Source organism: Massilia genomosp. 1 (assembly GCF_011682185.1).
Taxonomy (GTDB): Bacteria; Pseudomonadota; Gammaproteobacteria; order Burkholderiales; family Burkholderiaceae_D; genus Telluria_A; species Telluria_A rubra.
On sequence record NZ_WHJF01000159.1, the window covers coordinates 1 to 9,570 of the forward strand.

Genomic DNA, 9,570 nt, shown 5'->3' on the forward strand with positions numbered 1-9,570 from the left:
GACGACGGTACACCTCAATCCCGAAAAAAGTGTCACGGAAGCCGTCACCAAAAAGGAGAAAAATCAAGCACTCAAAAAAGCAGCGTAAAAATCGTATTTAGGCGACAACTAGCTTGCAAATTTCCGCGGCCCAAATTGGCGAGCCGCGAAATGATCTCTTCCACCTCCGCCTGGTCGACGCCGACCAATCGCGCGGTGGCATCGGTGATACCGTAAGCTAGATAGCCACCGTTGGGATAGTTCGCGAAAGCAATGAGATGTTCGGTCAGGCGTTCCTTGTTGTCAGAAACGGCGACTTTCCAGTCCAGTTCGTTCACCTCGTGAGGTACGGGTTCGAGGCTGGAGTTTAGTGAGGCAATCCCTTGAGCTATCCAGTGTTTACCCATGTGATTGTAAGTGACTGATTTTAAAGGGGTAAATGACTTCGTCGTTTTTCTGGTGTGATAAGTGGCGCCACATGTACCGCGTATAAACCGATGACCATCAGAATGATGAAGGCGTGAGAGTACTCGCCAGACATCTTACGTCGGACCTATCATTCCTGTTCCTGACTTACATCAATATCGGCGCTTTTAGAGTTGCTCAATTTGAACCGTGTCTGTATCCGCTGCTACAGATGGGATGCTTGCTACAAGCTGGCAATCGCGGCAAATGCGTTGGTCATAACTGGTAAGTCTTGCGCACCTCGTCAATCAACAAATTGCGCGAGCTGCGCTCTTTTTCATGGGGCGCGAACTGGCCGCTGGCGGTGTCGAGCAAGTCGACCGCCAGGGTCAGGCACACCCGGTCGCGCATCGACAGGGCCTGTTCGCCGGGTTTGCCGATGATCTCGCGGATGATCGTCGTGGCCAGCTCTTTTGACGCGATATCTTCCGGCAGCCCGGTCTTGGTACACACGCCGTAGGTGCCTTCGAGGAAGTGGCGCCACTCCTCGACCAGGTGCTGGTCCAGCCCCGCGCCGAGCTTGGGGGCGTCGCTGCACAGGCCGGCCGCTCTCAGCTGCCCCAGGCGGGCGCGGTAGCGCTCCGCGAACACGCGCAAGGCATCGGCCTCGCCGCCCAGCGACTGCAGCAGTCCGATCCACGAGGCGTAGCCCTTGGCGTAATAGACGAGCTGCTTGTGTTCCTGGTGCGCGCCGAAGAAGGAGTCGCAGTTGACGTCAATGCGCAGCCGGTACGAGGCCTGCGGCATCATCGCGCGGCGCTGCAGCGCCGCCAGCTCGCCGGCGTCGATGCCGGACACCGCCAGCAGCTGTTCCTCGGTAAAAAAACCATCGCTCAGGTAGTGGATCAATTCCATGGCCGCTCTCCCGTTGGTCGACAGGGCCTACTATACAAGCTTGTGCGTGCTGCATGGTTCGGCTACCATCGAACCATGAAAGACGGACCCAATATCATCGGCATCGCCGCCCTGATCGGCGATCACGCGCGCGCGGAAGTGCTGACCGCGCTCATGTCGGGCATGGCGCTGACCGCCACCGAACTGGCCGACATCGCCGGCGTCACCAAGCAGACCATCAGCACCCACCTGGCCAAACTGGTCGACGCCGGCCTGCTCGCGGTGCAAGCGCAGGGCCGCCACCGCTATTTTCGCCTGGCCGACGACGATGTGGCGCAGCTGCTCGAGTCGCTCATGAACGTGGCCTTTCGCACCGGCGCCATCCGCCTGCGTTCGAGCCCGCGCGAGCCGGCCTTGCGCAAGGCGCGCGTGTGCTACAACCACCTGGCCGGCGAACTCGGGGTGCTGGTGTACGAGGGCTTGCTGGCGCGCGCTGCTTTCACGCCCGACGCCGCCGGCCTGCGCCTCACCGAAGCCGGCGGCGTCATGATGCAAGCCATCGGCGTCGACCTGGCTGCGGCGGCCGGCACGCGGCGCGCCTTTTGCCGCACCTGCCTTGACTGGAGCGAGCGCCGGCATCACCTGGCCGGCACCCTGGGCGACGCGCTGCTGGCGCGCTTCGAAGAACTGGGCTGGGCCAGGCGCTCGCTCGACTCGCGCGTGGTGGCCTTCAGCGAGGCCGGCGAACAGGCCTTGCGCGCCTGGGTCGATTAGGTCAATACCGCCATCATCGGCCCGCGCAGGGCGTTGCAGACCATCAGGCCGGTGGCGTGCTCAAACATCGCGCGCGTGACGATGGTTTCTTCGGCATCCCACTGCGCGTCCGCCAGCACCAGCGCGCGCATGATCCCGGGCAGCAGGCCGCAGGCCAGGGCGGGGGTGCGCCAGCGGCCGTCGACCCGCACGAACACATTGCTGCGGCCTCCTTCGGTCAGCTCGCCGCGCTCGTTAAAGAACAGCATGTCGAATGCGCCCTGCGCCTCGGCCGCGCGCCAGGCGGCGTCGTAGCGGGTGCGGATGCTGGTTTTGTGGCGCAGGAAGAGTTCGCTTGACCGCATCGCCTCTTGCGCGAGCAGCACGCGCACCGGCTGCGTCAGCGCGGCCAGCGCGCCGCTTTGCACGCTGAAGGTACCGGATGGGCCGATGGCGAGCCGGATGCGCGATGCCACGCCGGGCGCCAGCGCGGCGCAGGCGGCGTCCAGGGCCGCGTGGGCGGCGGCGTCATCGAACGGGAAGCCGAAGTAGTGCGCCGATTGCGCCATGCGCGCCAGGTGCCGCGCGCGCTGGCGGCAGCCGTCGGCGCGCGTGGCGTACAGGGTTTCGAAGACCTCGAAGCGGTTTTCCAGGCCGGTCAGAAAACGCGCCTTGAGCTGGCACTCGGCGTATTCGTCGGCGCAATCGCTGTCGTACACGATGCCGGCGCCGACCCCCATTTCGCCGTGCCGCGTGCCGCCCTGTTCGGATTGCAGCGCCAGGGTGCGGATCGGCACCGACAGGCAAAAGTCGCCGATCGCCCCAAGCGTGGCGGGCGGCTCGAACCAGCCGATGGCGCCGGTGTAGACGCCGCGCGCGGCAGGTTCGAGCTCGTGGATGATTTCCATCGCACGCCGCTTGGGCGCGCCGGTGATCGAGCCGCACGGGTACAGCGCCCCGAAGATGCCGGTCAGGGTGGCGTCCGGGCGCAGGCGGGCGTACACGGTGGACGTCATCTGCAGCACGCTGGCAAAGCGCTGCACGTCGAACAGCGCCGGCACCGCGACGCTGCCGGTGACGGCGACTCTTCCGAGGTCGTTGCGCAGCAGGTCGACGATCATCAGGTTTTCGGCGCGGTTCTTGGGGTCGGCCGCCAGCGCGCCGGCGCGGCGCGCGTTGTCGCTGTCGTCGTCGCTGGCCGGGGCGGTGCCTTTCATCGGGCGCGCGATGAGTGTACCGCCTTGATGGCGCACGAACAGTTCGGGCGAGAGCGAGAGCACGGCGTCGCCGTCGGGCAGGGCGATCAGGGCGCCGTAGGGCACCGGCTGGCGCGCGCGCAGGCGTGCGTACAGCGCGTGGGGCGAACCGAAGGCGTCGAAGCGCAGACGGTAAGTGTAGTTGACCTGGTAGGTGTCGCCGGCGGCGATGTAGTCGTGAATGCGCGCCAGCGCCTCGCTGAAGGCCTTCTGGTCGACGTTGGCGTACACCTTGGCGATGCCGGCCGGGCCATCGCCGTCGCGCGCTTGCGCGGCCAGCCAGGCCGCCACCTCGCTTGATGTCAGGCGGGTGCAGGTATCGAACAGCAGCACTTGCGCCAGCGGGCCGCTGGCAGGGTGCGCATCGATGCCCAGCAAATGTCCGCCCAGTTCATACGCGAGCACCGCGACCGCGTGCAGGCCGCGCGCGAGCGCTTCCTGGAGCTGCGCCAGCAGGGGCGGCCAGTCGCCTGGCGCGTCGCAGCGCAGGGTGCCGGCGTGGCCCGTGTACAGGCGCGACGCTGCCTGCCCGCCGGCGCCGGTGGCGTCGTCGAGCAGGGCAAAGCAGGGCGCGCTGTTCATCGGTGCAAAGGCAGTCAGGCCGACAGCAGCAGGGAGATCTGCAGGGCCGTGCCCTCGGCCGGATTGTGGCGGAAGCCGCTCTTGGCGTAGCGGTGCCAGCGTCCGACCACGTAGGCCACCAGCAGGCTGGCGCGCGCGGCGACATCGGCTTCCTGGCCGTGGCCCTGGGTGACGGCCAGGCGCAGCGACTGCTTGCAGGCCAGTTCGACCTTGTCGTAGAACTGGTTCATGCGCAGTTGCAGGCGCTCGTCTTCGTTGACCAGGGCGTCGCCGATCAGCACCCGCGTCATGCCGGGATTGTTGGCCGCGAAGCCGAGCAGCATCTGCAGCACGGCGTGGGCCTGGTCGATGCCGCCCTGTTCGTTTTCGGCGATCTGGTTAATCAGGCCGAAGACGCTCGATTCGATGAACTCGATCAAGCCTTCGAACATCTGCGCCTTGCTGGCGAAGTGGCGGTACAGCGCCGCTTCGGATACGTCCAGCCGCGCTGCCAGTGCCGCCGTGGTGATTTTCTCGCCTTTGGGCTGCTCCAGCATGGAGGCCAGGGCCTGGAGGATTTGCAGCTTGCGCTGGCCCGGCTTGGTGCTTGCCATGTGTTCTCGATGAGGTGGGTTGTCGTTGTCAGCGCAGCCGATTCATGCATCTCGGCAACTGAAGCACGGATTTTACTTTGACATCGACATAAGCGGGGCGTTTTAACTTTTTTGGCAACGGCGCAACACCGATCGGGTCGGCCATGCGCAGATATTGGGTGACCCATGCGGTGCGCATGCCGACCTGTTTGGCGGTGCGCAGGTTGGCCAGGGTGTCTTCGACCAGGATGCAGCGTTGCGCGGCCACGCCGTGCTTGCGCAGCAGGCGGCGCAGCATCAGCTTGGACGGCTTGGGGCGCAGCTGGCCATGCACATGCATGTTTTCGATGGCGATGTGGTGGCTGAAGTGGCGCCGCAATCCCAGGTGGCGCATGACGTCGGTCGAGTAGCGCGTCGGCGCGTTGGTCAGCAGGATTTTCCGCCCCGGCAGGCGCCTGAGCAGGCGCGCCAGGCCGCGTTCGTAGCGGATCATGTCTTCCAGCCGTTCGATGTTGTGGGTTTCGTGCAGGAAGTCGGCGGCGCTGACCTGGTGGTGCTTGATCATCCCGAGCAGGGTGGCGCCGTAGCGTGTCCAGTACGCCAGGCGGGCCGCGTTGACCACATCGGCGCTGGCGGGCGTGACGCCGTCGCCCAGCACGCGCGCGATGTACACGTTCATGTTGGCGGTGATGGTGGGGAAAATCGCGTGCGAGGCGTTGTGCAGCGTATTGTCGAGATCAAACAACCAGAGCGGGGCGGAGCGGGTAAGATTGGGCACAAGAGACCTGACTAAAAACGCGGTAGCGAAACAACAAGGAAAAAACGCATGAGACGTCCAATTATAGTGGTGTTCCTCAGCCTTCTGATGCTGGCCCTGCCATCGGCCTGGGGCGCCGAGCGCGGCGCGCTGTTCAAGGTCAGCGGCGGCGGCCACACGATGTACCTGTTCGGCACCATGCACGTGGGCTTGCCCGAGTTCTATCCCCTGGAGCCGCGCATCGCCACGGCCATCCAGAACGCCTCGGCGCTGGCGCTGGAAGTCGACCTGTTGCAGGACCCGGCCAAGCTGGGCGCGGCGATGCAGGCGCATGCCATGCTCGCGCCCGGCAAACCGGGCTTCCAGGACCGCTCGCCGGCGTTTCGCAAGCGCGTCGAGCACGCCTTGAAAAAGGCCAGGATCGATCCGGCTGCGGTGGCGCGCTTCAAGCCGTGGCTGGTGGCCACCACCCTCACCCTGGCCGAGTACGCGTCCGAAGGTTACCAGGCCGAACTGGCGGTCGATATCAAGCTGGCGCAGATGGCGCGCGCCAGCAAGGTGCCGGTGATCGAGCTCGAATCGATCAGCGCCCAGTTCGCCATGTTCGACCGCCTGGGCGAGCAAGAGCAGTGGGCATTCCTGGAAGAGAGCGTCGATATGATGGAGTCCGGCAAGCAGCGCGCGGAAATGCGCCAGATTGTCGATGCCTGGGGCTCGGCCGACAAGGCGGTGCTCGATGCGGTGGCGGCCAAGGTCGAAGGCGACACCAGCGTGTCGGGCAAGTTCATGCAAAAAGTGCTGTTGGAAGAACGCAACGGACCATTGGCCGAGAAGCTGGCGGCCTTGCTGGCCAAGCAGGACAAGAGCGTGGCGGCGATCGGCGTATTGCATTTGGTCGGCAAGCACAGCGTGCCGGCATTGCTGGGCGCAAAAGGGCTGACGGTCGAGCGGGTGTACTGAAGGGGGAGGGTGCTGCGGGAAGAATGGTGCCCTTTACGTGGATTGAACACGTGGCCTCTCCCTTACCAAGGGAGTGCTCTACCACTGAGCTAAAAGGGCGGTATTAATGCTTACCTCGACAACCCTGCTGCGGTTGCCGATGTTCCCGTGGCGGCTGATGCCGCCACAAGTTATTTAGTGCGACCGGATCATAGTGCCAAAAGCCTGTTCGGTCAAGACCTCGAGCAGCAAAGAGTGCTCGATTCGCCCGTCGATGATGTGAACCGTGTTCACGCCCGACTTGGCCGCGTCCAGCGCCGATGAAATTTTAGGCAGCATGCCGCCGGAAATGGTGCCATCGGCGAACATTTCGTCGATCTCGCGGGCCGACAGATCGGTCACGAGCTTGCCTTTTTTATCTTGCACGCCGGCGATGTTGGTCATCATGATCAACTTTTCGGCTTTCAGGATTTCCGCGATCTTGCCGGCGACGACGTCGGCATTGATGTTGTAGGCCTGGCCATCCTGGCCGAAACCGATCGGCGAGATGATCGGAATGAAGGCGTCGTCCTGCAGCGCCTTGACCACGGCCGGGTTGATGGCGTCGATTTCGCCGACAAAGCCGATGTCGAGGAACTGGCCCGGGTTTTCCTTGTCGGGCATGGCCATCTTGCGCGCACGGATCAGGCCGCCATCTTTGCCGGTCAGGCCGACAGCCTGGCCGCCGTAATGGTTAATCAGCATCACGATGTCTTGCTGGACTTCGCCGCCGAGCACCCATTCGACCACTTCCATGGTTTCTTCGTCGGTGATGCGCATGCCTTGCACGAAGGTGCCTTGCTTGCCGATTTTTTTCAGGGCGTTGTCGATCTGGGGACCGCCGCCATGCACCACGACCGGGTTCATGCCGACCAGCTTGAGCAGGATGACATCGCGTGCGAAGCCATGCTTGAGGCGTTCGTCGGTCATCGCATTGCCGCCGTATTTGATGACAATGGTCTTGCCATGGAAATTGCGGATATACGGCAGTGCCTCGGCCAGGATCTGCGCCTTGATCTGCGGAGACACCGCGGTCAGGTCGTCTTGATGGTCGGTCTTCAGTGTGGGCAAAGGAGCGGTCATGGCGGGTCCGGAAATGAAATTTTGCGAGATTTTACAGGCAACAGGGAGAAGCTTGTGGGCATTATAGGGCTATCTTGTTGTATTTTCATTTTTGATCCGTTAGGCTGGGCTTAAATGCCTCCCCACGGCGCGATGCCTCTCTTTGTTGACAGGGTGGCAGCGCCTTAATTGATCAGGAAACACGCCCATGAATCGCAGCGCCCGCATTTGCCTTTTCCCGTTGTGGATCAGCTCGCCAGAAAGCGGTGCGCCATGAGTACCTGCGACCGCTGTGGGGCGCAGTTCGGCTGCGCCATGGCCGACGGCACCGCCGGGCCGTGCTGGTGTACGGAGTTGCCGCCGGTGGTGGCGGTGCCGGACCCGGACGGCGCGGCGGCTTGCTGGTGTCCGGCTTGCCTGAAGAAGCATATCGAGGCGCAAAAAACTTCCCCGGCCGAGGCTGGACGCGACTGAGCGGCCTCCTTCCTGCGGAATGGCCGGCGCGGAAACCGGTTCTTTGAACGCCGGGTTGGGTGCAGGCATGGTTTGAATACCGACCGCTTTTTCCGTGCTCGCAGTCAGCTTTGCCAGCCCGACATACTCTGTCAGAATCGACCCGACAATGGCCACCAGTGCCAGACTGGACACAAACGCGGTTCCAATATCCTTCATCCAGCCGCCGATGGTTTTTTCTCACCTGTTGCGTCTGAATCTGTTGCAGACTGGACAAGAAGTTGGTATTGAGTATAGAAAATTGTTGTGCCAGTTCTGACTGGCTCACTCTTATAGCAAGCGCGCTCATGCTGACGAACCCAGCGACGTAGCGTTTCCGCAGTACAGCTAATCCAGGCCGATATGGATGTGATGGCCGCCCACTGCGACTCGTACTGGCCGCCGGCCTCGTCGACCATGCGCACAGCGCGCTCCATCACTTCTGGGGAATATTTCGATTTCTTCATGGTGGCTCCGTTTTCTCAAATATTGGAGCCTCCTTCAAACCCAGGGCGATTCACATAAACCTCGATCCCCGTCCTACAATCAGTACGTTTAGTGTTGACCCAGAATGCAAGATGAAGTAAAAGTAAATATTGTCCCGAAACTAATTTACAGTAAAACATGAAAATCCTTGTCACCGGCTTACTGTTTGGTTTTGCCGCCGCTTCCGCTTCCGCACAGATAGTCATCTGCGACAATGTCGCCTTCGTCAATACAAGGGCCTACTTTTACGATGGTTTAGGGACGCGAGTACCTGGCGTTCGTGTAGATGGTTCAACCGGCAGCACTGGTGGCGAGCGCTCGCTTGTCCAGCAAGCCAACCGCATCATCCGAATCGATTGTGCGGCGGTGACGCCATGAGCACCGACGATGCCATGCCCTTTGAGCGCATTGGAATGCATGAAGGCAGTATTGGCCTACCTCCCGGATTCGAAGACCGAAGCGCCAACATCTTCGTGCCCTCGGATCCGCAAAACCAGCCTAACCTGAGCATCGCGCGCGATTGGCTAATCGAGGGCGAGACCCTTACCACCTACGTCGACCGCCAACTGTGCGTGCTCAAGTCGCGTATCCCGAACCACAAAGTGGTTGCGCGCATCCCCGATCTGCTTGGCCATGGCAATTCGGCATGCGTTGGCGAACGAATCGAAGCGCAGTACAAGAACGGCGCGCAAACGATACGCCAGCGCCAAGCCGCATTCCTCGTTGGACCCAAGCGTGCGCTGATTCTCACGGCCGCCAGCCCGCGAGCCTTCGACGATAAGTTCGAGGGACTCTGGAGAAGCTGGCTCGACAGTTTTATTGCGCCGACGCAAGCTGCCGCCGATACCGCTCCCGTTGCCGGATAAGACGCCCCAATAACCCGGCTGCGGAGCCTCGCACGCAGTCGTTTCCAGCCAAAGCCATCGACGCCTATGTTTGAAGCCGCCCGACTTACCGACCCTATTGCCCACACCAGCGCCCTGACTGGATTTCTCGTAGGCGCGCTCATCGGCATCGCCCTGATCGCCGCCGTCGCATTCGCCACAGTCACTTGCGGCTGCGGTCTAGCATTGGTGGCGGGCCTGTTGGCTGGAATTGCCGCCGGGGCTGCGGCCCCATTGCTTGCTGGCTTGGGAGAGTCCATCGGCAAGATGTTCACTTCGCCATCCGGTACGATCACCAGCGGTTCGCCCAACGTTTTTGTCAACAACCTGGCGGCCGCCCACGTGAGTGTGATCACGCGAGTTGATGGCCCGGTTTTCACGTAAAACGATGGTCCTACCCCGAGCGATTTTAGCGTCTTGACAGCGCCGGCCACGGCGCTGTTTTTGATCGTGCGGTTAGAACGGTTCGC

General features: G+C 62.5%; 11 protein-coding genes, 1 tRNA gene and 2 pseudogenes. 6 read left to right on the forward strand and 8 right to left on the reverse strand.

From position 1 onward, the window contains the following. Positions 1-71: 71 nt before the first annotated feature. Both F1735_RS31245 and F1735_RS31250 read right to left on the reverse strand, forming a co-directional pair. Positions 72-386 (reverse strand): RNA-binding domain-containing protein, encoded by a 315-nt coding sequence (locus F1735_RS31245; RefSeq protein ID WP_167240627.1) that lies wholly within the window; start codon positions 384-386, stop codon positions 72-74. Between the two features lie 274 nt (positions 387-660). Then, positions 661-1,299: a DUF6058 family natural product biosynthesis protein gene (locus tag F1735_RS31250; protein WP_167240629.1), complete on the reverse strand. Its 639-nt coding sequence runs from the start codon at positions 1,297-1,299 to the stop codon at positions 661-663. Positions 1,300-1,374: 75 nt separating this feature from the next. Here F1735_RS31250 and F1735_RS31255 point away from each other — a divergent pair, with 75 nt between their 5' ends. Beyond that, positions 1,375-2,052 (forward strand): ArsR/SmtB family transcription factor, encoded by a 678-nt coding sequence (locus tag F1735_RS31255; RefSeq protein WP_167240631.1) that lies wholly within the window; start codon positions 1,375-1,377, stop codon positions 2,050-2,052. Here the strand turns inward: F1735_RS31255 and pabB are convergent. From pabB to F1735_RS31270, 3 genes are read right to left on the reverse strand one after another with little or no spacing between them, the layout of a single operon-like run. Next, on the reverse strand, positions 2,049-3,869 hold the full coding sequence (pabB, locus tag F1735_RS31260) for an aminodeoxychorismate synthase component I (protein WP_167240633.1): 1,821 nt from the start codon (positions 3,867-3,869) through the stop codon (positions 2,049-2,051). The genes F1735_RS31255 and pabB overlap by 4 nt on opposite strands. 14 nt (positions 3,870-3,883) lie before the next feature. After that, positions 3,884-4,462, reverse strand: a complete 579-nt coding sequence (gene slmA, locus F1735_RS31265; RefSeq protein WP_167240635.1) for a nucleoid occlusion factor SlmA — start codon at positions 4,460-4,462, stop codon at positions 3,884-3,886. A gap of 28 nt (positions 4,463-4,490) precedes the next feature. Then, on the reverse strand, positions 4,491-5,219 hold the full coding sequence (locus tag F1735_RS31270) for an HAD-IA family hydrolase (protein ID WP_370664014.1): 729 nt from the start codon (positions 5,217-5,219) through the stop codon (positions 4,491-4,493). A 48-nt stretch (positions 5,220-5,267) separates the two neighbouring features. Here F1735_RS31270 and F1735_RS31275 point away from each other — a divergent pair, with 48 nt between their 5' ends. After that, the gene (locus F1735_RS31275; RefSeq protein WP_167240636.1) at positions 5,268-6,158 is read left to right on the forward strand and encodes a TraB/GumN family protein; all 891 of its coding nucleotides are present in this window, start codon (positions 5,268-5,270) and stop codon (positions 6,156-6,158) included. Positions 6,159-6,182: 24 nt separating this feature from the next. Here F1735_RS31275 and F1735_RS31280 read toward each other — a convergent pair. Then, positions 6,183-6,257: transfer RNA gene (locus F1735_RS31280), tRNA-Thr, on the reverse strand. Between the two features lie 75 nt (positions 6,258-6,332). Further along, positions 6,333-7,259, reverse strand: a complete 927-nt coding sequence (gene argB, locus F1735_RS31285) for an acetylglutamate kinase (protein WP_166888986.1) — start codon at positions 7,257-7,259, stop codon at positions 6,333-6,335. A 252-nt stretch (positions 7,260-7,511) separates the two neighbouring features. Between argB and F1735_RS31290 the strand changes: the two genes are divergently transcribed. Further along, positions 7,512-7,712: a cysteine-rich CWC family protein gene (locus F1735_RS31290; RefSeq protein WP_167240639.1), complete on the forward strand. Its 201-nt coding sequence runs from the start codon at positions 7,512-7,514 to the stop codon at positions 7,710-7,712. Between the two features lie 320 nt (positions 7,713-8,032). On the opposite strand, the pseudogene F1735_RS31295 reads toward F1735_RS31290, so the two are convergent. Beyond that, positions 8,033-8,197: pseudogene (locus F1735_RS31295) on the reverse strand (IS3 family transposase); the annotation flags it as partial. A 157-nt stretch (positions 8,198-8,354) separates the two neighbouring features. Between F1735_RS31295 and F1735_RS31300 the strand changes: the two are divergent. From F1735_RS31300 to F1735_RS31310, 3 genes and pseudogenes are all read left to right on the forward strand, one after another. Next, positions 8,355-8,594 (forward strand): hypothetical protein, encoded by a 240-nt coding sequence (locus F1735_RS31300; RefSeq protein ID WP_167240640.1) that lies wholly within the window; start codon positions 8,355-8,357, stop codon positions 8,592-8,594. After that, positions 8,591-9,082 carry a DcrB-related protein gene (locus tag F1735_RS31305; RefSeq protein ID WP_229506054.1) on the forward strand — a complete coding sequence of 164 codons (492 nt, stop codon included), beginning with the start codon at positions 8,591-8,593 and terminating at the stop codon, positions 9,080-9,082. Before F1735_RS31300 ends, F1735_RS31305 begins: the two co-directional genes overlap by 4 nt. A gap of 66 nt (positions 9,083-9,148) precedes the next feature. After that, positions 9,149-9,451, forward strand: a pseudogene (locus F1735_RS31310) (hypothetical protein); the annotation flags it as partial. Positions 9,452-9,570 lie beyond the last annotated feature (119 nt).

Excerpts from the sequence above, each read along its gene's own strand:
- F1735_RS31245 (WP_167240627.1), bottom strand. The coding sequence starts at position 386 with ATGGGTAAACACTGGATAGCTCAAGGGATTGCCTCACTAAACTCCAGC.
- F1735_RS31250 (WP_167240629.1), bottom strand. The coding sequence starts at position 1,299 with ATGGAATTGATCCACTACCTGAGCGATGGTTTTTTTACCGAGGAACAG.
- F1735_RS31255 (WP_167240631.1), top strand. The coding sequence starts at position 1,375 with ATGAAAGACGGACCCAATATCATCGGCATCGCCGCCCTGATCGGCGAT.
- pabB (WP_167240633.1), bottom strand. The coding sequence starts at position 3,869 with ATGAACAGCGCGCCCTGCTTTGCCCTGCTCGACGACGCCACCGGCGCC.
- slmA (WP_167240635.1), bottom strand. The coding sequence starts at position 4,462 with ATGGCAAGCACCAAGCCGGGCCAGCGCAAGCTGCAAATCCTCCAGGCC.
- F1735_RS31275 (WP_167240636.1), top strand. The coding sequence starts at position 5,268 with ATGAGACGTCCAATTATAGTGGTGTTCCTCAGCCTTCTGATGCTGGCC.
- argB (WP_166888986.1), bottom strand. The coding sequence starts at position 7,259 with ATGACCGCTCCTTTGCCCACACTGAAGACCGACCATCAAGACGACCTG.
- F1735_RS31290 (WP_167240639.1), top strand. The coding sequence starts at position 7,512 with ATGAGTACCTGCGACCGCTGTGGGGCGCAGTTCGGCTGCGCCATGGCC.
- F1735_RS31300 (WP_167240640.1), top strand. The coding sequence starts at position 8,355 with ATGAAAATCCTTGTCACCGGCTTACTGTTTGGTTTTGCCGCCGCTTCC.
- F1735_RS31305 (WP_229506054.1), top strand. The coding sequence starts at position 8,591 with ATGAGCACCGACGATGCCATGCCCTTTGAGCGCATTGGAATGCATGAA.